Here is an 18,254-nt window from a genome sequence, read left to right as displayed (position 1 = left end):
CTGCCTTCACGCGGGCCTCTGCTCTTGGGGAGAACGTCGGCGTCCTCGCGGCCCGAAGACTCGCCCGTGCACCATCAGGGGCGCAGCGGCAGCAGGGCCGAGATGTCGGCGCGCGTGCCCGACGCGCTGATGCGGCCGGCGGCTGCGGCATCCGTCCACTGCTCGGCTCCGGTGGCCAGCGCGATCCAGGTCGCGGGGTCGGTCTCCACGACGTTCGGGGGCGTGCCGCGCGTGTGCCGAGGACCCTCGATGACCTGCACCGCGCCGAACGGCGGCACCCGCACCTCGACGGAGTTGCCCGGCGCCTTCTCGGCGAGCAGCTGCAGCAGATAGCGCACGGCCGTCGCGTTGTCGGTGCGGGCGGGCGGGACGGATGCCGCAGCCGCGGCCGCGACCGCGCTCAAGGCCGCGCGGCCGTCGTCGGTCGAGATCTTGCGTGCCACGCCTCCACCGTACGCCGCCGCCAGCCCCTCCCGTCCGGGTCGCGATCGCGTAGGGCGCCCACGAGCGCCGAAACGCCGCCGAGACCCGCCGGTAGGCTGGAGTGCGTGAAGATCCTGGTCCTCGGCTCGGGCGCGCGGGAGCACGCCATCATCCTCGCGCTGCGGGCGGAGGAGGCCGAGCACGAGATCTTCGCGGCTCCCGGCAACGCCGGCATCGGACAGGATGCGCAGCTGGTGGACCTCGATGTGAACGACCCCGCTGCCGTCACGATCTTCGCCAACGAGAACCTCATCGATCTCGTGGTCATTGGCCCCGAGGCGCCGCTGGTCGCGGGAGTCGCCGATGCGGTCCGCGAGCGCGGCATCCCGGTGTTCGGTCCGGGCAAGGCCGCCGCGCAGCTCGAGGGCTCGAAGGCGTTCGCGAAGCGCATCATGGATGCCGCAGGCGTGCCTACGGGCCGCGCGGTGCGGGCCGCCAGCAGGGCCGAGGTCGAGGCAGCGTTCGACGAGCTCGGCGCTCCGCACGTGGTCAAGGCCGACGGCCTCGCCGCCGGCAAGGGCGTCATCGTCACGTCCGACCGCGAGGCGGCACTCGCCCACGCCGACAGCTATCTTCCGTCGGGACCGGTGCTCGTGGAGGAATTCCTCGCCGGCCCCGAGGTCTCGCTCTTCTTCCTCAGCGACGGCGACCACGTGCTGCCCCTCAGCCCCGCCCAGGACTACAAGCGTCTGCTCGACGGCGACGAGGGTCCCAACACCGGCGGCATGGGCGCCTACTCGCCGCTCCCCTGGCTCGACGGCCGCTTCGGCAGCGAGCGGGAATTCGTCGATCTCGTCACGCGTGACGTCGCCGAGCCGGTCATCCGACAGCTGGATGCCGAGGGCACGCCGTTCATCGGACTGCTCTACGCCGGCCTCATCCTCACCGACGCGGGCATCAAGGTCATCGAGTTCAACGCGCGCTTCGGCGATCCCGAGACCCAGGTCGTGCTGCCCCGGCTCGTCGACCCGCTGTCGGAGCTGCTGCTGGCTGCGGCATCCGGTCATCTGGAGGATCTTCCGCGTCCGGCGTTCGCCACCGACGTCGCCGTGACGGTCGTGCTGGCGAGCGAGGGATACCCGGCCGCGCCGGTGACGGGCCGGCCGCTGACGGGTCTGCGCGAGGCGGAGGAGGTGCCGGAGGTGCACCTCGCCCACGCCGCCACCGCCGAGACCGACGGCGGGATCGTCGCCACCGGCGGCCGGGTGCTCAACGTCGTCGCAGTCGGCACCACCTTCGTCGAGGCGCGCGAGCGCGTCTACCGCGCGCTCGGCGAGATCCACCTCGACGGCGGTCAGCACCGCACCGACATCGCCGCCCGGGTCGCCGAAGGGCTCTGACGCCGCCCGGCCGAGCGCGAGCGACTCGGCCGATCGGCTGAGGCCAGTCGGGCCTCCTGGCCGATGTGGCGAGCCGCTGCCCGCCGCGACGATGGCCGCATGACCTCCCACACCTCGCGCAGCCGCGTCACGCCGGCCGACTGGCTCGTGCCGGCCGGCCTCATCGCGCTCAGCCTCGTTCCGATCGCCGCCGGGGCCGCGCGCGTCTCGCAGCTGGCGGCAGGTGCGGCTGTCACGGCCGACAACGTCCGGTTCTTCGACTCGCCGATCCCCGTCATCGCGCACATCGTCGGCTCGAGCGTGTATCTGCTGCTCGGTGCGATGCAGTTCTCGCCCGCGCTGCGCCGACGCGCGTGGCACCGGAGGGCGGGACGCATCGCCGCACCGGCAGGCCTCGTCTCGGCGCTGTCGGCGATCTGGATGACGCTGTTCTACGACCTGCCGTCCTCGGTGACGGGTCCGGGCCTGTCTGCCATCCGGCTCGTGCTCGCCACCGCGATGATCGGCGCGATCGTCGCGGCCGTCGTCGCGATCCGCCACGGCGACGTGCCGAGGCACCGCGCCTGGATGACCCGTGCCTACGCGATCGGACTCGGCGCGGGTACCCAGGTGCTGGTCCTCCTGCCCTGGACCGTCTTCATCGGCACCCCGGGCCCTGTCGTGTACACCGTGCTGATGGGAGCCGGATGGGCCATCAATCTCGTCGTCGCCGAGGTTGCGATCCGGCGCGCGGGCGGGCGCACGGCATCGCGGTCGCCGCACCGGCCGGAGACGGCGGGCGCCCGCCTATCATGAGGGCATGACGAGCCCGGTGCGCGCGCTCTGGGCGGCCCCGGCGGCTGCCCCCGCGCCCCCGCGACGGGTGTGGCGCGACTGGGCGCTCGTCGCCGCCATCGCAGTCCTCGCCCCCCTCGAGGCTCTGCTGCGGCCCGAGGTGCCGTGGCGATGGCTCTGGGCCGCGCTGCTCGTCGCGCTCTCGGCGACGCTGCTGTGGCGGCGCGTCCGGCCGCTCGCCATGCTCGCGATCGCGTTCACGATCGGCACCGGCTTCGGTCTCGCGACGGCGGGTGAGCCGCAGCTCTACACCACGGCCTACTTCCTGGTGCTGCTGTACTCGCTCTTCCGGTGGGGCAGCGGCCGGGCGATCGTCGTCGGCGGCCTGCTGGTCGTGACGGGGATCCTCCTCTCGCTCGTGTCGTCGCCGGCACCCGCCGACATCATCGGCGGCATCGCCGTCGCGGTCGCGACGGGCACCCTCGGCGTGGCCTTCCGCTGGCGAAGCCGCGCTCGAGCACGCGAGCTCGATCAGGCACGCCTCGCCGAGCGCATGCAGCTCGCCCGCGACCTGCACGACACCGTCGCGCACCACGTCTCGGCAATCGCGATCCAGGCCCAGGCAGGCGCCCTCGTGGCAGCCACCGACCAGCAGGCGACCATCGGCGTGTTCCAGGCGATCGAGACCGAGGCGTCGCGCACGCTCCGCGAGATGCGGGCGATGGTCGGTGTGCTGAGAGCGGATGCCGCGGTCCTGGCGCCGACCCCGAGCCTCGGCGATCTGAGCTCCCTCGCCACCACCGCCCCTCCCGAAGTCGCCGTGCGCGTCCAGGGCGAGGCCGACGCGGTGCCGGCGGCAGTGGCCGCCACCGTCTTCCGGATCGCCCAGGAAGCGGTGACGAACGCCCGACGGCATGCCCGCGACGCACGCCGGGTCGCTGTGGACGTCCGTGTCGACGCCGATGCGGTGCTCGTCGAGGTGCGCGACGACGGCGTGGCCGCGGCATCCGCTGTTCCCGGCTTCGGCATCAGGGGGATGCAGGAGCGCGCGGCGCTGCTCGGTGGCAGCTGCGTCGCCGGTCCCGCGGCGGAAGGCGGATGGCTCGTCACGGCGTCGCTGCCGAAGGCGGGGTGGTCGGCATGACGGTGCGCGTAGTGATCGCCGACGACCAGGCGCTCGTGCGGACGGGGCTGCGCATGATCCTCGACGCCCAACCGGGCATCGAGGTCGTCGGCGAGGCGGCCGACGGCGCCGAGGCCGTGTCACTCGCGCGGCGGCTGCGTCCCGACGTGTGCCTGCTCGACATCCGGATGCCGGTGATGGACGGACTCGCCGCCACGCGGGCGCTGGCAGGACCCGACGTCGCCGACCCCGTGCCCGTCGTGGTGATCACGACGTTCGACCTCGACGAGTACGTGTACTCCGCACTCCGCGCGGGTGCACGCGGTTTCCTGCTCAAGGACTCCGGGCCGACGCTGCTCGCGGAGGCCGTGCGGGCGGCCGCGCGTGGCGACGCGCTCATCGACCCCAACGTCACGGTGCGGCTGATCGAGGCGTTCGCGGGTGCGGCGCCCGAGCACCTGCCGCTGCCCGTGAGTCCGCTCACCGACCGCGAGCAGTCGGTGCTCGCCGCGGTCGCACGAGGGCTCGGAAACACCGAGATCGGCGACGAGCTGCACATCTCGCTCAGCACCGTGAAGACCCATCTCGGGAGCATCATGACGAAGACCGGCACCCGCAATCGCGTCGAGCTCGCGATCTGGGCGCACGAACGACGTCGGTGAGGGCGGCGTCGGCTAGAACCGGGCGACGGCGGGTGCGGCATCCGTTTCCTGCACAGCCACGCGGCCGCGGATGAAGATGATCGCGAGCAGCCCGACGAGGATGACGGCGATGTTGCCGAACCCGGCGATCGTGGCGAACGGACCGTCGGCCGGATGGGTGCCCTGCAGGAAGATGCTCGGGTCGGTGCTCGCGTGCAGCAGGATCGGCCAGATGAGGTTGCCGGTGACGCGCAGGGTGAGGTACATGCAGATGCCGAACGCGAAGGTGTAGAGCAGCTGCAGGAGTGTGTTGAAGAGTGGCTGACCCGACAGCAGGTTGCCGGCATGCAGTACGGCGAAGAGGGCCGCCGACACGAGGGCGACCGCGATCTCGGTGTGCCCGGCCTTGCGCATGAGGTTCACGACGTAGCCTCGCGTCAGGACCTCCTCTGCGAAGCCGATGAAGAGCCCCGCCAGGAGCCACGCCGCCACAAATCCGAGGTCGACCTCGGCGTAGTCGACGGTCGCGAAGCGGAGGACGTTGAACAGCAGCACGACGGCGACCGCGATCCACATCCATCCGCGGCCGCGGATCGGCTGCGGGCCGAACAGTTCGCGCAGCCAGCCGACCGACAGGCCGAAGAGGACGAGGATGACACCGCCCACGAAGATCGGGAGGGCGTAGAAGAAGAGCACGTAGCCGGCGCTCTCGGTGTCGTCGATCGACGGCGCGATCGGACCGAGTGCGAGCGATGCCCCCTGGTAGAGCACGAAATATCCCACGACCAGGATGAGTGCTCGCCACCATCCGCCCCGTTCCCAGAAGCGCCTCCACGTGTTCGTTTCGCCGGAACCGGTCACGGACTCCCCCTCGTCGTTTGCCATGTCTGACTTCGAGAGTAGAGGGCAGAGGCTTCCGGCCGTCTCCCGCCCACGCGGACTCGTCGTCCGCGACCTGCCCCCCCCGACAGGTCGCGGACGACGCCCCAGATCACGCGCCCGGCGCGAGGCCGGTCAGACCGCCTGCCGCTGCTGCAGCAGCGGGCACTCGAACGGATCGCGCTCCCCGAGCCCGACCCGGTTGATGTAGCGCGTGACGATCCGGTACGACTCCCAGAGCCCCGTCTCGGTGTACCTCACCTCATGGGAGACGCAGTAGTCCCTGATCGCGCCGGACGCCTTCCTCAGGTGAGGACGCGGCATCGATGGGAACAGGTGGTGCTCGATCTGGTAGTTCAGCCCGCCCATCACGACGTCGAGGAATCGGCTGCCCCTGATGTTCCGGCTCATCAGCACCTGCCGACGCAGGAAGTCGACCTTCACCTCGGCCGGCACGAGCGGCATCCCCTTGTGGTTGGGGGCGAAGGCCATGCCCATGTACACCCCGAACAGACCCAGCTGCACCGCCAGGAAGACCGCGGCGATTCCGGGCGAGAGGACGAAGAACACCAGCGCCAGATAGCCGCCGATGCGCACGGCGAGGAAGACGATCTCGACGCTGCGCCGGCGCAGCGGCTCCCGCGCGACGACGCGGCGCACGCTGGACGCGTGCAGCGACAAGCCCTCGAGCAGGAGGATCGGGAAGAAGAACATCCCCTGGTGGGCCATGACCCACGCCAGCAGGGGGCCGTATTGCTTCGCGCGCTGCTCCACCTGATCGGGGGTGAACGACACGACCGGCAACTCGATGTCGGGATCGGAGCCGATCTTGTTCGGATTCGCGTGGTGACGCGTGTGCTTGTGCTGCCACCAGCCGTAGCTCATCCCGACCAGCAGGTTGCCGAGCAGCATCGACGTCCAGTCGTTCCAGCGGCCCGAGACGAAGATCTGCCGGTGCGCGGCGTCGTGCCCCAGCATCGCGATCTGCGTGAACAGGATCGCCAGGCCCGCCGCCGTGAACAGCTGCCACCAGGTGTCGCCGATCAGCACGAAAGCGGTCATGGCTGCCGCCAGCACGACGACCGCGCCGATGAGCTTGGTCCAGTAGTACCCGTACCGGCGGCGCATCAGACCGCTGGTGCCGATGATCTTGGCGAGGTCGGTGAAGTCGTTGCCCGCTCGGGGCGTTCGGGCGACCGTGGCGCGGACGCCTCCGGTGAGCTGGTCGGTCATGTGCTCGTCCCCGATCCTCCGGCCGCACGCGTGTGCGGTCCGTGGATGTCGGGGTCCGGGACGTCCTTGTCGGCCAGGCTACGCCGATGTCAGGCGCAACGGCAGTGCCAGAGCGAAAGTCAGGTCTGGCGGCGGATGAAGCGCATCAGCCAGGCGATCACCGCGATGATGATGATCACGAGGCCGATCCACAGCAGGAACTGCGCCGCTTCGATGAACACGCCCAGCAGCAGCAGGACGATTCCGACGATGAGCAGGATCACTGCGAGTCCGGTCATGCTCTGATCCTGGCGTCACGTCGGGGCGCTCATCAATGGGTTGACAAACGGCGCCGACGCCGGTTCTCGCGGAGCAGCGTGGCCGGCCGCTCCGCGAGATCACGGGCTCTACGCGGCCGAGTCCGCGCCCTGGGCCGCCTGCCAGTCCTCGTTCGAGGTGGCCTTCGGCCGGCGCAGGAACAGCACGACCACCACCCCGGCCAGCATCACGACGGCGGGGAGCAGGATCGCCTGAGCCATCGCCTGCGAGAAGCCGTCGACGACGACGGGCGGGAGGGTGCCTTCGCCGAAGCCACCGGCGGCGTCCGCCGCGCCGGGTAGATTCGCCTCCAGACGCGCCTGCATGAACGCCGCGATCGAGGCGGATCCGATGACCGAGCCGATCGTGCGGGTCGTGTTGTAGATGCCCGCGCCGGCGCCGGCCTGTCGCGGGGACAGGTTGCGGGTGGCGGTCGTGGCGAGCGGACCCCACATCCCGGCGTTGCCGATGCCCATCAGTGCCGACGGGAGCAGGAACATCCAGATGGGCGTGTCGGTGTTCATCAGCGACGCGTACCAGAACAGCGATCCCGCCACGAGGAGGAGGCCGGGGACCAACAGGAAGCGCGGGTCGGTACGGTCGAGCAGGCGACCCGCGAAGGGTGCCAGCACGCCCGACAGCACCGCCATCGGGATGAGCAGCAGCGCGGACTCCGTCGGCGTGAGGCCGCGCGCCAGCTGGATGAAGAACATCAGCGGGAGCGACATGCTCGTCACCGTGAACCCGACCATCGAGATGGCGAGGTTCGAGACCGAGAAATTGCGCTCGCGGAAGAGCGGCAGGGGCACGAGCGGTTCGCTCTTGGTGCGCGCCTGCGTCCAGACGAACATCGCCATCACGACCACACCGCCCCCGATCATCGCCCACACCCAGGGCGCCCAGTCGTACTTCTCCCCCTCCTGCAGGCCGAACACGATGAGGAACAGGCCGACGGCGCTCAGCACCACGCCGACGATGTCGAAGCGGTGCGGGTGCGTCTCGAGCCTCGGCACGAGCATCCAGGCGAGCACGAAGGCGATGACGCCGACGGGGATGTTGATGAAGAAGATCCACTCCCAGCCGAGCCCGTCCACGAGCAGCCCGCCGGCCAGCGGTCCGACGAGGGTGGCGACGCCCGCCGTCGCACCCCACAGACCCATCGCGGCGCCGCGTCGGTCCGGCGGGAACGTGCGCGTGATCACCGCCATCGTCTGCGGCGTCATCAGCGCGGCACCGAGACCCTGCACGGCGCGAGCGACGATCAGCATCTCGAGCGTTCCCGACAGACCGCACCAGAGCGAGGCCAGCGTGAACACCGACAGCCCGATCAGGTAGATGTTCTTCGGGCCGAACCGGTCGCCGAGGCGGCCGGTGATGAGCAGCGGCACCGCGTAGGCCAGCAGGTAGGCCGAGGTGACCCACACGACGTTGTCGAGGTTGTTCGTCTCGGGGTCGAGCGCCGCCTTGATGGCCGGGTTCGCGACCGACACGATCGTGGTGTCGACGAGGATCATGAAGAACCCGATGACGAGCGCCCAGAGCGCGGGCCAGGGGCTCCGCGGCTTGTGTCCGGCGGCATAGGCGCCGGTGGGCGGGTGGGCAGCCGACGCGGTTGCGGATGCCGCGCCCGCCGTGCGGGTCGCGCCCCCGTCTCCGGTTGCGGAGCCTGTCGAAGCATCGGTCACTGGCGTGCTGCCTTTCTCTGGGCGAGATAGCGCTCTGACGGGGTCGCGTCGGGGCCCCAGGCGAAGTCGGGGTCCGCGATCCGCGGGAGGGTCGCATCCATCCAGGACAGCTCGGCTTGGAGCAGCGCCTCTTCGCGCGCGATCTCGAGGAGGTACTGCTCCGGCACGCCCTTGGCGCGCGCCTGGCGGTGGCCCTCGACGAGAGCGGCATGCGCCTCCGCGAGTGCCGTGCGCCGGGTGTGCAGAAGTGCGAGAGCCTCCTCGCGATCGAGGCCGTGCGCTTCGGCGAGCGCGACGCGGAACTCGACCGGATGGTCGACGCGGGGCAGCTCGCGCCGCACCCATTCCAGGACGGCGGCGGCTCCGGCATCCGTCTGCGTATAGGTGGTGCGCTCGGGGCGGTTGCCGTTGCGGTCGACGCCGACCTCGGCGATGAGGCCGGCTCGCTCGAGGCGCGCGACCGTGTGGTACACCGTGCCGTTGGTGATGGTGACCAGGCGGTCGTCGCGGCGGAGGTGCATCAGCCGGATCATCTCGTACGGGTGCATGTCGCCCTCGCTCAAGAGAGCGAGCACGGCGACCCCGAGCGGGGTCAGGCGGGCGACGGCCGGGGCCACGCGCCCCGATGCGTCAGGCACGGTGTCCGCCACCTCACGTGAGGGCGTGGCGTCGATCACGATCGATCCTTCCATGTGGATTAGTCCACATGGACTATACGCCTCCTGGCGTAAGCGCATCACCCCTCGCGCGATGTCGGGTGGGACTCGTACCCTGTGCCCATGACGGGTGAGCTCGACGGCGATGCGGCATCTGCGGACGCGGCGGAGCGCGCGCACGCGATCTTCGACCCGATCGCCGCGGAGTACCTCGAGCGCCCCGAGGTCGACATCGGCCCGATGTTCGGCAGCGAGGGTCTGCGCGTGCGCGGCAAGGTGTTCGCGTTCGTCGGCTACAAGGGCGCCCTCGTCGTGAAGGTGCCGGAGCCGCGGGCCGACGCGATCGAGGCCGCCGGCGACGGCGAGCGCATGCAGATGCGCGGCCGCACGATGCGCGAGTGGGTCGTGATCGGGCCCGACCGCGCCGACCGCTGGGCACCCCTGACGGCAGACGCGTTCGCCTACCTCGACGAGATCACTCCCTGAGGCTGAGGCGATGCGGCCTCGGCCGGGATAATGGGACGGGTGACGGCTACCCCCACCCCCACGACCGAGCTCTCCGGCTGGCGCCACGCCTACTCCGGCAAGGTGCGCGACCTCTACGTCCCGGCGGACACGCCGGAGGGCGCCCGCCCCGCGCGCATGCTCGTCGTGGCGAGCGACCGCGTCAGCGCGTTCGACCACGTGCTCTCCCCGGGGATCGCGGGCAAGGGCGAGCTGCTCACCACCCTCAGCCTGTGGTGGTTCGACCAGCTCGCGGGCGCGGACGGCGGCCGCAGCATCCCGAACCATCTCGCCGCGTCGCACACGCTCACGCGCGGTGCCGACGGCGAGGCGAACACCGCCGACGATCTGCAGAGCCTGATTCCGGATGCCGTCATCGGCCGTGCGATGGTCGTGAAGAGTCTCGACATGCAGCCGATCGAGTGCGTCGTGCGCGGCTACCTCACCGGCTCGGGCTGGGCGGAGTATCGCGAGAGCGGCACCGTGTGCGGCATCGAGCTGCCCGATGGACTGGCGAACGGCGACCGGCTGCCCGAGCCGATCTACACGCCCGCCTTCAAGGCGCCGATGGGCGAGCACGACGAGAACATCTCGTACGAGCGCACCATCGAGCTCGTCGGCGCAGAACGTGCGGCGGAGCTGCGCGAGCTGTCGCTCGAGATCTACACCCGCGCGGCGGCGACGGCCGAGGCGCACGGGGTGATCCTCGCCGACACCAAGTTCGAGTTCGGGCTCGACGAGAACGGCGTGATGACGCTCGCCGACGAGGTGCTCACGAGCGATTCGTCACGGTACTGGGATGCCGAAGCCTGGGCGTCGGGCACGACTCCCGAGGAGCGCATGGCGAGCTTCGACAAGCAGATCGTGCGCGACTGGCTCGCCGCGAACTGGCCCGCTCCGCGCGAGGGCGAGCCCCCGGCGCTTCCGGCCGACATCGTGGCGCGCACGACCGCCCGCTATCGCGAGCTGCTCGAGCGCCTCACTTCCGCCTGAGCCGCGCCGCCGCGAATGCGCGGGTGGGTCCGCCGCGCCGCGAGACAGGCCCGCTCACCCCAGCAGCATCTGCTCGATGTTCTCGATCGGGCCGTACCACCCCTGTTCGAGCACCCACGCCTGCACCACACGATCCCAGCCGAGTGCGACGGCCACCCCCACCAGCACCAGCAGGCCGCCGATCACGCGACGGAACACGCCACGGGGATCGGCGAGCCAGCCCAGCCGGCGAACGAGCGCTGTGCCGGCCAGAGCGATCCCGAGCAGTGCGAGGGCGAGGCCGACGGCGTAGGCCGAGACGTACAGGACGCCGGCGGCGAAGCTCGCCGGAAGCACCGCGGCGACGATCAGGGCGTACGTGGGGCTGCAGCTGCTGAAAGCCGGACCGAGAGCCGCGCCCAGGGCGATGTCGCCGCTCAGCCCGCCCCGGCGGTAGCCCCGATCGAGCAGCCGCCCGCCGCCCGCCTGCCAGCCGGCCGCCACCGTGAGCCGCTCCCAGAGACCGGGGAACACCATCGTGAGCCCGAAGGCGGCGACGATGACGCCCGACGCCGCCTGCCAGACCCAGGTGGGAACCCCCAGGAGTGCGGTGGTCGCCTTCAGAAGCAGGGTGAACACCACGACCGATACCGCGAGGGATGCCGTGATCACGAGCGGGCGGTACCACTCGCGCTCGGCGGCCTGGGCTGTCGAAGCCGTCCGCACAGCGGTGCCTCCGACGATCACCGGAAGCAGCGGGAGCACGCACGGGGCGAGAACCGTCAGCACTCCGGCCGCGAACGAGACGACCGTCAGCGCGAGCATCAGCCGCTGAGTCCGAGCCCCGACAGTGCCGCTGCCAGAGTCGGCTCGTCGTACGCGACGAAGGTGGCGGTGCCGTTGCCCTCGCCATCCAGGGCCACCACCGTCGTCTGGATCCTGACGCCGTACTGCTGACGCAGATCCTGGTGTGAGTCGTAGTCCACTTTGACCACCGTGACGCCTGCCGGCACCCCGGCAGCGAGGATGTCGGACTCCAGCGCGCGACACTGCGGACACCAGGGCGCATGGAAGAACAAGACCCTCGTGCCGCTCGCTGCGGCGAGTGCCTCCTCGCTGTAGTCGACGTAGGCGCCCGGCGCCGGGGCGGTCTCGCTCGCCTGCGGCTCGGCGGTCGGCTCCGGACTCTGGCGGTCCGCTGACGGAGAAGCGCTGGGCTCTGCCGTCGCGGAGGCGGTCGGCGAGGAGCCCCCGGAGCCGGCGAGCCCGGCGTCCCCGCTCGCCGAGAAGGCGATCGCCGCGGCGACGCCCACCACCACAACGGCGCCCACCGCTGTCCCGATCACCGTTGCCCGCTTCATGACACCATCCTGATCCGTGCCGCAGCGCGCGGAGCCATCGCAATCATTACGGTTCTCATACGAACCGCGGAGGCAGAATCACCTGTGACCTCGGCTCGGCAAGCCGGAGGCAGTGACGCCGCCTCGCCGAGGCATCCGGGGTCAGGCGTTCTTCATCGCCTTGAGCCGCGCGAGCAGCACCGGCGCGGTGGTGTCCAGCATGCGGCCGCCGAGCAGGATGCCGCCGATGAGGACCGCGATGCCGACCACGAACCCGACCGCGCACGCGATCCAGCTGAGCGTCGCGTTCTGCGTGAAGTAGCCGATCAGGCCGACGATCACGACCGGCGCCGACAGCACGAGCGCCACGAGCCAGATGCCGAAGAACGCCATGCCCTGCAGGAACGTGGTGCCGGGCACCCGCTTGAACGGGTTGTCGCCGGATGCCGCGACAGGCACCACCAGCTGTGCCGACGTCACCGCGCACACGCCGTAGCAGGTGAGCAGGATGCCGACCGACATGCCGAGGATCCCGGGGAACTGCTCCCACTGACCCGACAGGGCGAACGGCACGATCACGGCGAGCAGCACCAGGGGCAGGGCCACAGCTGCCGCGGCGAGGCTGCGGCCGATCCGATCGGCGCGTCCGGAGGCGCCGGTGATGAGCTCGGTGCCGAACGCGGTGCCGTCGTACGAGATGTCGGCGTAGATGACGATGCCGATCACCATCGCGATGATCGGACCCGCGAACGTCAGGGCCACCAGCGGGTCGCCGTCGCGCGCGTAGAACCACAGCAGCACGGGCACCAGCGGCGCGCCGATCAGCTGGCGGAGGTACCGCGGGTCGCGCATCCAATAGGTGACCGCCCTCGCGAAGATCGCACCCGCCGCGCCGGTCGGCACACGGCCGAACCATCCGATGGAACCCGCGCGCACCGGCGCGGCGGAGGTGTGCGACGGGCGCACCAGGGAACGGCCGAGCGACGCGCGCCACAGCAGCCAGAGCACCGCGAGCGTGACGAGGGCGATGAGGAGCTTCGCACCCGCCTCGGGCAGATCGCCCGCCGCGGCGGCCGCGGGAACCGCCCACGCGGCACCGAGCGGCGTCCAGCCCAGCACCGGGATCGCTTCCGCGAGGGTGTCGACGTTCACTGCGAACCCTGTCGCGACGCCGGCGATGATCGGCCCGGCGAGGATCAGGGGGATAAAGATGACGGTCCCCGACACCTCCCGGAAGCGCCGCCCGCTGCCAAGCCCCGAGGCGACTGACGCGACGGCGCGCGAGGCCACGACGGCGGTCAGCACGGCGACGGGGGTGCTCACCGCCCACGCGGCGATGGCCGCCGGCCAGTGCGCCCACGTCGCGATCGTCGCGATCGCCGCGGCGGACGTGATGATTCCGGGGATGCCGCAGACGCCCGCGAGCGTCAGCGCGACCATCATGCGGGGCAGCGACATCGGGAAGACCACGAGCCGGGTGGGATCCAGCGTCGTGTCGACGCCGAACGCCACCAGGGGAACGAGCGCCCAGCCCAGCGTCACCACCGACCCGACGCCGACGATGACACTGCTCGCCAGCCGCAGGTCGCCGAAGCCGAGCAGCACCAGCCCTACGGCGATGGCGGCCAGGAGGCCCAGCCCGTAGATCGCCCCGAAGATGAAGCCGACCAGCTGCCAGGGGCTGCGCGCGAGCTGGTTGCCGAGCACCCGGAAGCGCAGCCTCAGGAGCGTCGCAACCATTCCGGCCCTTCCGTGTGACGGCGGCCCCCGACGAGCTCGACGAAGCGGTCCTGCAGCGACTGCCCCGCGCGCACGTCGTCCACGGTCCCGGCGACCAGCAGGCGGCCGGCCGCGACGATCGCGACGTGGTCGCACATCCGCTGCACGAGATCCATCGAGTGGCTGGACACGATGACGGTGCCGCCGCCGGCGACGTAGCTGGTCAGGATGTCCTGGATGTTGGCCGCCGACACCGGGTCGACCGACTCGAACGGCTCGTCCAGCACGAGCAGCCGCGGTGCGTGGACGAGCGCGCACGCGAGCGCGATCTTCTTGGTCATGCCGGCCGAGTAGTCGACGACCATCGTGCCCGCGGCATCCGTCATGTCCATCAGGGCGAGGAGATCGGCCGTGCGACGCGCGATCTCGTCGTGGGGGATGCCGAACAGCAGGCCGTTGTAGGTGACGAGCTGCTCGCCGGTGAGCCGGTCGAACAGCTTGACGCCGTCGGCGAGGTTGCCGAGCATCGCTTTGGCCGTGACCGGATCGCGCCAGACGTCGACGCCGTGCACGAGCGCCTGGCCGGCGTCGGGTGCGAGCAGACCCGTCGCCATCGACAGCGTCGTCGTCTTGCCGGCGCCGTTGGGGCCGACCAGCCCGTAGAACGACCCGGCGGGCACGTGCAGGCTCAGATCGGCGACCGCGACCTTCTGCCCGAACCGCTTGTGCAGGCCACGCAGCTCGAGCGCCGGCGGCACGCCCTGCATCGACGTGTTCGGCGCAACTGCGGGCGCGGGCGCGGCGAAGGGGGGCGTCGGGGGAATCGCTGGGTCGGTCACATCTCTCCGTCACATCGGTCGCGCACGCATCGGCGCCGGGGGCGCGGCTCCAGCCTCTCGGATGCCGCATGACCGGGGCAACTCGCACCGGCGCCGCTGCTCGCTAGGGTGATGCTCGCACCATCCCCCGAGCGCAAGGAGCGCGCGCATGCCTCTGTGGACCCTTCACGGCAACGGCCGGACCGTCGAACCGGGCAAGGTCGTCAAGCCCGACGAGCGCCTGAACTGGCCCGCGACCGTCGCGATCGGCGCACAGCACGTCATCGCGATGTTCGGCGCCACGTTCCTGGTGCCGGTGCTCACCGGCTTCCCGGTCTCGACGACGCTGCTCTTCTCGGGCATCGGGACCCTGCTGTTCCTGCTCATCACGAAGAACCGCCTGCCCAGTTACCTCGGCTCGTCGTTCGCGTTCATCGCCCCGGTGACGGCGGCCACCGCCTCGCAGGGCATGGGCTCGGCGCTCGCCGGCATCGTCGCCGTCGGCGTGCTGCTGGCGGCCGTCGGCTTCATCGTGCAGTTCGCGGGCCTCGGCTGGATCGAGAAGCTCATGCCGCCGGTCGTCGCCGGCGCCATCGTCGCGCTGATCGGCTTCAACCTCGCGCCGGTCGCCTGGACGAACTTCCAGCAGGCGCCGATCACCGCGACCATCACGCTGGCCGCCGTCATCCTGTGCAGTGTGCTGTTCCGCGGCTTCCTCGGCCGGATCTCGATCTTCCTGGGCGTGATCGTCGGCTACGTCGTGGCGCTGCTGCGCGGCGAGGTGGACTTCACGGCGGTGAACGACCTTGTCGCGAACGGGCAGTGGGTCGGCCTTCCGACCTTCGCCCTCCCCACCTTCGGCGATCCGGGCACCTGGAGCGTCATCGCGATGTTCCTGCCGGTCGTGCTGGTGCTCATCGCCGAGAACGTCGGCCACGTGCGCGGCGTCGCGACCATGACCGAGGCATCCGTCAACCAGTACACCGGCCGCGCGCTCATCGCCGATGGCGCGGCGACCGTGCTCGCGGGTACGTTCGGCGGCTCGGGCACGACGACGTACGGCGAGAACATCGGCGTCATGGCCGCCACCCGCGTGTACTCGACGGCGGCGTACTGGGTCGCCGGTCTCTTCGCGATCCTGCTGTCGCTGTCGCCGGTGGTCGGCGCGGTGTTCAACTCGATCCCGGCCGGCGTGCTGGGCGGCGTGACGACCGCGCTGTACGGGCTCATCGGCATCATCGGCATCAAGATCTGGGTCGACAACCGCGTCGACTTCTCGCGCCCGGTGAACCAGTACACCGGCGCGGTCGCGCTCGTCATCGCGATCGCCGGGTTCACGATGCAGTGGGGCGACTTCCAGCTCGGCGCGATCGTCATCGGTGCGGCGGCGGCCCTCCTGATCTACCACCTCGGCAACGCCATCGCCCGCTGGCGCAAGACCGGCGCCGACGACGGCGGCCCGATCCCGGCGGTCGGGCAGCTCGGCGGCGACCCGCAGGACGTCGAGCCCCGCTGAGCCCCGCCCACGCCGCGGGCCTCTCCCTCGCCCGTCTCCGGCGGCATGTCCCGATTCCTGCCCTTCGTGTCCCACTTTCGCGCGCCCGGACGCCCGGTTCGGCGTGAAAGTGGGACACGGTCACGGAGGGGGAGGGAAGACGATCGGATGCCGCGGCGTTGTGTATTCGTATGCATGAAGTAGCCGCGGCATCCGACCGCCTCGCCGCCGATACATCGATGGGAGCCGTCACGCTCCTCGTGGGCGACCTGGACGGCATGACGGCGTTCTACCGCGACGTCATCACGCTGCAGGTGTTCTCGGCCGACGGCGACGAGGTCGTGCTCGGCCGCGGCGGCCGCGCAGTCGTGGTGCTGCGGCACGAGCCGGCGCTGCGGCACGCCACGCCCGGAGCGGCGGGCCTCTTCCACACGGCGATCCTGTTCGAGACGCAGGAGGCCCTGGCCGCCGCGCTGTACAGCGTCGCGCAGCACGCCCCGCAGACGTTCACCGGCTCGGCCGATCACCTCGTCAGCCAGGCCTTCTACCTCACCGACCCCGAGGGCAACGGCGTCGAGCTCTACTGGGACCGCGTCCGCACCGACTGGTCGTGGGTCCACGGCCAGGTCGAGATGGCGACGCTGTACCTCGACCCCAACGCCTTCCTGCGGGAGCACCTGACAGAGCGGGCCGCGAGCGGCGCGACCGGGCAGGACGCGGCATCCGTCGGTCACGTGCATCTGTCGGTCGGCGACGTCGCCACGGCGCGGGCGTTCTACGTCGGCGCTCTCGGGTTCGACGAGACCGCAGGGCTGGGCGACCAGGCGCTCTTCGTGAGTGCGGGCGGCTACCACCACCACATGGCGATGAACGTCTGGAACTCGCGCGGCGCCGGACCACGGATGCCTGCCCTGGGCCTCGGCCGCGTCGACCTGGATCTGCCCGACGCGGACGCGCTCGGCGAGCTCGGCGAGCGTCTGCGGCACCACGGGTTCGACGTGCGCGACGACGGCCGCACACTCTCGTTCGACGACCCCTGGCGCAACCTGCTGCACGCCACCGCACCCGGCCGCGGCTGACCGCGCGCCGCGGCTGCGCGCGCGGGGGCGGGGGCGGCCTCGATTTCGGCGAGACAAGGAATCCGCGGCGAGACCGATGGCGTCGCCCTCGGTTTCGGCGCGGACCCCCGGTTTCGGCGAGACGGCGACTGCCGACAACCGACTGCCGACCACAAGGAGCGGAGGGCGCCGGCGGGCTCAGACCGAGTCGCGGACGACGAGCTCCGTCTCGAGAATCGTGACGTGACGCGGATGCCGCCCCGCGAGGAGGTCGATCAGCACCGAGGCCATGCGCTCTCCCTGCTGGAACGACGGCTGGCGCACGGTCGTGAGCTGCGGCGTGACCGAGGTCGCCACCGGCGAGTCGTCGAAGCCCATGATCGCGATGTCGTCGGGAACGCGGAGGCCCGCTCGGGCGAGCACGGTGAGCACACCGCGGGCCATGAGGTCGCTCGCCACGAACACCGCGTCGGGCTTGGCGCCCGAGGCGAGGATCCGGCGCATCGCGTCGGCGCCGCCGTCGGCGGTGAAGTTGCCGTCCTCGATGGCGATCTCGTCGAGCTCCCAGGCTGCGAGCGCGTCGCGGTAGCCCTGGAGCCGGTCGATGCCCGCGGGCATGTCACGAGGGCCCGTGATCGTCGCTATGCGCCGGCGTCCGCTCTCGATGAGGTACACCGTGGCGTCGTAGGCGCCGCGCACGTTGTCGACGTCGACGTAGTAGTCGCGCTCGCGCTCGCGCACCGGCCGGCCGCCGTAGACGACCGGCACGACGCTGGCGATGCGGTCGATGAACGTGTCGCTGGTGTGGTGCGAGACCACGACGGCGCCGTCCACCGCGCCGCTGCGGACGTAGCTCGTGGTCTTGTCGCCCGGGTCGTCACTCGCGATGAAGAGGTTGAGGACGTAGTCCGAGCGACTCAGGCGGGAGTTGATGCCCGACACGATGGCGGCGAAGAAGGGATCGCCGAAGAACCTCGTGGTGTCTTCGGGAACGATGAGCGCGACCGCGTGCGTCTTCTGGCTCGCCAGAGACCGCGCGGCCCGGTTGGGCACGTAGTTGAGGTCGGCGATCGCTCGCTTGACCGACTCCAGGGCCTCCGGGCTGACGGCGGTCGAACCGTTGACGACGCGCGACACGGTCGACCGCGAGACCCCCGCCGCGGCGGCGACCTCCTCGATCGTGACAGCCGATCGCATGGCCTCGGTGCTCATCTGTCCTCCTCCCGCATGCTACGAC

Annotated in this window: 19 protein-coding genes; 8 read left to right on the top strand and 11 right to left on the bottom strand. The window is 71.0% G+C overall.

The window, feature by feature from the left end; all coding sequences use genetic code 11:
• Nucleotides 1-74: 74 nt before the first annotated feature.
• Nucleotides 75-443, bottom strand: a complete 369-nt coding sequence (locus tag ABG085_RS00950; RefSeq protein WP_347977582.1) for a sterol carrier family protein — start codon at nucleotides 441-443, stop codon at nucleotides 75-77.
• A gap of 105 nt (nucleotides 444-548) precedes the next feature.
• Between ABG085_RS00950 and purD the strand changes: the two genes are divergently transcribed.
• The 4 genes from purD to ABG085_RS00930 all read left to right on the top strand — a co-directional run bounded on the left by purD (nucleotide 549) and on the right by ABG085_RS00930 (nucleotide 4,382).
• Complete coding sequence (gene purD, locus ABG085_RS00945; protein WP_347977581.1) at nucleotides 549-1,823, top strand: phosphoribosylamine--glycine ligase; 1,275 nt, start codon at nucleotides 549-551, stop codon at nucleotides 1,821-1,823.
• 99 nt (nucleotides 1,824-1,922) lie between these two features.
• Nucleotides 1,923-2,618 carry a DUF2306 domain-containing protein gene (locus ABG085_RS00940; RefSeq protein WP_347977580.1) on the top strand — a complete coding sequence of 232 codons (696 nt, stop codon included), beginning with the start codon at nucleotides 1,923-1,925 and terminating at the stop codon, nucleotides 2,616-2,618.
• A gap of 4 nt (nucleotides 2,619-2,622) precedes the next feature.
• Nucleotides 2,623-3,741 carry a histidine kinase gene (locus ABG085_RS00935; RefSeq protein ID WP_347977579.1) on the top strand — a complete coding sequence of 373 codons (1,119 nt, stop codon included), beginning with the start codon at nucleotides 2,623-2,625 and terminating at the stop codon, nucleotides 3,739-3,741.
• The gene (locus tag ABG085_RS00930; protein WP_347979252.1) at nucleotides 3,738-4,382 is read left to right on the top strand and encodes a response regulator transcription factor; all 645 of its coding nucleotides are present in this window, start codon (nucleotides 3,738-3,740) and stop codon (nucleotides 4,380-4,382) included. Before ABG085_RS00935 ends, ABG085_RS00930 begins: the two co-directional genes overlap by 4 nt.
• A gap of 12 nt (nucleotides 4,383-4,394) precedes the next feature.
• On the opposite strand, the gene ABG085_RS00925 is transcribed toward ABG085_RS00930, so the two are convergent.
• The 5 genes from ABG085_RS00925 to ABG085_RS00905 all read right to left on the bottom strand — a co-directional run bounded on the left by ABG085_RS00925 (nucleotide 4,395) and on the right by ABG085_RS00905 (nucleotide 9,132).
• Nucleotides 4,395-5,246 (bottom strand): CPBP family intramembrane glutamic endopeptidase, encoded by an 852-nt coding sequence (locus tag ABG085_RS00925; protein ID WP_347977578.1) that lies wholly within the window; start codon nucleotides 5,244-5,246, stop codon nucleotides 4,395-4,397.
• 129 nt (nucleotides 5,247-5,375) lie between these two features.
• Nucleotides 5,376-6,473 carry an acyl-CoA desaturase gene (locus ABG085_RS00920; protein WP_347977577.1) on the bottom strand — a complete coding sequence of 366 codons (1,098 nt, stop codon included), beginning with the start codon at nucleotides 6,471-6,473 and terminating at the stop codon, nucleotides 5,376-5,378.
• 119 nt (nucleotides 6,474-6,592) lie between these two features.
• Nucleotides 6,593-6,751 (bottom strand): hypothetical protein, encoded by a 159-nt coding sequence (locus ABG085_RS00915; RefSeq protein ID WP_204259964.1) that lies wholly within the window; start codon nucleotides 6,749-6,751, stop codon nucleotides 6,593-6,595.
• Between the two features lie 108 nt (nucleotides 6,752-6,859).
• The gene (locus tag ABG085_RS00910) at nucleotides 6,860-8,455 is read right to left on the bottom strand and encodes a DHA2 family efflux MFS transporter permease subunit (protein ID WP_347977576.1); all 1,596 of its coding nucleotides are present in this window, start codon (nucleotides 8,453-8,455) and stop codon (nucleotides 6,860-6,862) included.
• Nucleotides 8,452-9,132 carry a PadR family transcriptional regulator gene (locus tag ABG085_RS00905; RefSeq protein WP_347977575.1) on the bottom strand — a complete coding sequence of 227 codons (681 nt, stop codon included), beginning with the start codon at nucleotides 9,130-9,132 and terminating at the stop codon, nucleotides 8,452-8,454. The genes ABG085_RS00910 and ABG085_RS00905 overlap by 4 nt, the downstream gene beginning before the upstream one ends.
• Nucleotides 9,133-9,234: 102 nt before the next feature.
• On the opposite strand from ABG085_RS00905, the gene ABG085_RS00900 reads away from it, so the two are divergent.
• Nucleotides 9,235-9,597: a hypothetical protein gene (locus tag ABG085_RS00900; protein WP_347977574.1), complete on the top strand. Its 363-nt coding sequence runs from the start codon at nucleotides 9,235-9,237 to the stop codon at nucleotides 9,595-9,597.
• Nucleotides 9,598-9,636: 39 nt separating this feature from the next.
• Complete coding sequence (locus ABG085_RS00895; protein ID WP_347977573.1) at nucleotides 9,637-10,608, top strand: phosphoribosylaminoimidazolesuccinocarboxamide synthase; 972 nt, start codon at nucleotides 9,637-9,639, stop codon at nucleotides 10,606-10,608.
• 54 nt (nucleotides 10,609-10,662) lie between these two features.
• On the opposite strand, the gene ABG085_RS00890 is transcribed toward ABG085_RS00895, so the two are convergent.
• The 4 genes from ABG085_RS00890 to ABG085_RS00875 all read right to left on the bottom strand — a co-directional run bounded on the left by ABG085_RS00890 (nucleotide 10,663) and on the right by ABG085_RS00875 (nucleotide 14,413).
• Entirely contained in the window at nucleotides 10,663-11,412 is a 750-nt protein-coding gene (locus ABG085_RS00890) for a cytochrome c biogenesis protein CcdA (RefSeq protein ID WP_347977572.1), read from the bottom strand.
• Complete coding sequence (locus tag ABG085_RS00885) at nucleotides 11,412-11,948, bottom strand: thioredoxin family protein (protein ID WP_347977571.1); 537 nt, start codon at nucleotides 11,946-11,948, stop codon at nucleotides 11,412-11,414. The genes ABG085_RS00890 and ABG085_RS00885 overlap by 1 nt, the downstream gene beginning before the upstream one ends.
• A 141-nt stretch (nucleotides 11,949-12,089) precedes the next feature.
• Nucleotides 12,090-13,667, bottom strand: a complete 1,578-nt coding sequence (locus ABG085_RS00880) for a hypothetical protein (protein WP_347977570.1) — start codon at nucleotides 13,665-13,667, stop codon at nucleotides 12,090-12,092.
• Nucleotides 13,649-14,413 (bottom strand): ABC transporter ATP-binding protein, encoded by a 765-nt coding sequence (locus ABG085_RS00875; protein ID WP_347979251.1) that lies wholly within the window; start codon nucleotides 14,411-14,413, stop codon nucleotides 13,649-13,651. The genes ABG085_RS00880 and ABG085_RS00875 overlap by 19 nt, the downstream gene beginning before the upstream one ends.
• A gap of 220 nt (nucleotides 14,414-14,633) precedes the next feature.
• Between ABG085_RS00875 and ABG085_RS00870 the strand changes: the two genes are divergently transcribed.
• Both ABG085_RS00870 and ABG085_RS00865 read left to right on the top strand, forming a co-directional pair.
• Nucleotides 14,634-15,980 (top strand): solute carrier family 23 protein, encoded by a 1,347-nt coding sequence (locus tag ABG085_RS00870; RefSeq protein WP_347977569.1) that lies wholly within the window; start codon nucleotides 14,634-14,636, stop codon nucleotides 15,978-15,980.
• 170 nt (nucleotides 15,981-16,150) lie between these two features.
• Nucleotides 16,151-17,038, top strand: coding sequence for a VOC family protein (locus tag ABG085_RS00865; protein WP_347977568.1), 888 nt, complete (start codon nucleotides 16,151-16,153; stop codon nucleotides 17,036-17,038).
• A 177-nt stretch (nucleotides 17,039-17,215) separates the two neighbouring features.
• Here the strand turns inward: ABG085_RS00865 and ABG085_RS00860 are convergent, their stop codons facing one another.
• A complete protein-coding gene (locus ABG085_RS00860) occupies nucleotides 17,216-18,229 on the bottom strand; it encodes a LacI family DNA-binding transcriptional regulator (RefSeq protein ID WP_347977567.1) in 1,014 nt (337 codons plus the stop codon).
• Nucleotides 18,230-18,254: the final 25 nt, after the last annotated feature.

The organism is Microbacterium sp. ProA8 (assembly GCF_039905635.1).
Classification (GTDB): Bacteria; Actinomycetota; Actinomycetes; order Actinomycetales; family Microbacteriaceae; genus Microbacterium; species Microbacterium chionoecetis.
Note: the sequence above shows the minus strand (reverse complement) of the source record. Positions and strands in the feature narration are given on the sequence as shown.

Bases quoted from the DNA above. Each gene is read 5' to 3' on its own strand.
- ABG085_RS00925 (WP_347977578.1), bottom strand. From the start codon at position 5,246: ATGGCAAACGACGAGGGGGAGTCCGTGACCGGTTCCGGCGAAACGAAC.
- ABG085_RS00940 (WP_347977580.1), top strand. From the start codon at position 1,923: ATGACCTCCCACACCTCGCGCAGCCGCGTCACGCCGGCCGACTGGCTC.
- ABG085_RS00900 (WP_347977574.1), top strand. From the start codon at position 9,235: ATGACGGGTGAGCTCGACGGCGATGCGGCATCTGCGGACGCGGCGGAG.
- ABG085_RS00880 (WP_347977570.1), bottom strand. From the start codon at position 13,667: ATGGTTGCGACGCTCCTGAGGCTGCGCTTCCGGGTGCTCGGCAACCAG.
- ABG085_RS00890 (WP_347977572.1), bottom strand. From the start codon at position 11,412: ATGCTCGCGCTGACGGTCGTCTCGTTCGCGGCCGGAGTGCTGACGGTT.
- ABG085_RS00875 (WP_347979251.1), bottom strand. From the start codon at position 14,413: ATGCAGGGCGTGCCGCCGGCGCTCGAGCTGCGTGGCCTGCACAAGCGG.
- ABG085_RS00870 (WP_347977569.1), top strand. From the start codon at position 14,634: ATGCCTCTGTGGACCCTTCACGGCAACGGCCGGACCGTCGAACCGGGC.
- ABG085_RS00860 (WP_347977567.1), bottom strand. From the start codon at position 18,229: ATGAGCACCGAGGCCATGCGATCGGCTGTCACGATCGAGGAGGTCGCC.
- ABG085_RS00935 (WP_347977579.1), top strand. From the start codon at position 2,623: ATGACGAGCCCGGTGCGCGCGCTCTGGGCGGCCCCGGCGGCTGCCCCC.
- ABG085_RS00920 (WP_347977577.1), bottom strand. From the start codon at position 6,473: ATGACCGACCAGCTCACCGGAGGCGTCCGCGCCACGGTCGCCCGAACG.
- ABG085_RS00865 (WP_347977568.1), top strand. From the start codon at position 16,151: ATGCATGAAGTAGCCGCGGCATCCGACCGCCTCGCCGCCGATACATCG.
- ABG085_RS00930 (WP_347979252.1), top strand. From the start codon at position 3,738: ATGACGGTGCGCGTAGTGATCGCCGACGACCAGGCGCTCGTGCGGACG.
- ABG085_RS00915 (WP_204259964.1), bottom strand. From the start codon at position 6,751: ATGACCGGACTCGCAGTGATCCTGCTCATCGTCGGAATCGTCCTGCTG.
- ABG085_RS00885 (WP_347977571.1), bottom strand. From the start codon at position 11,948: ATGAAGCGGGCAACGGTGATCGGGACAGCGGTGGGCGCCGTTGTGGTG.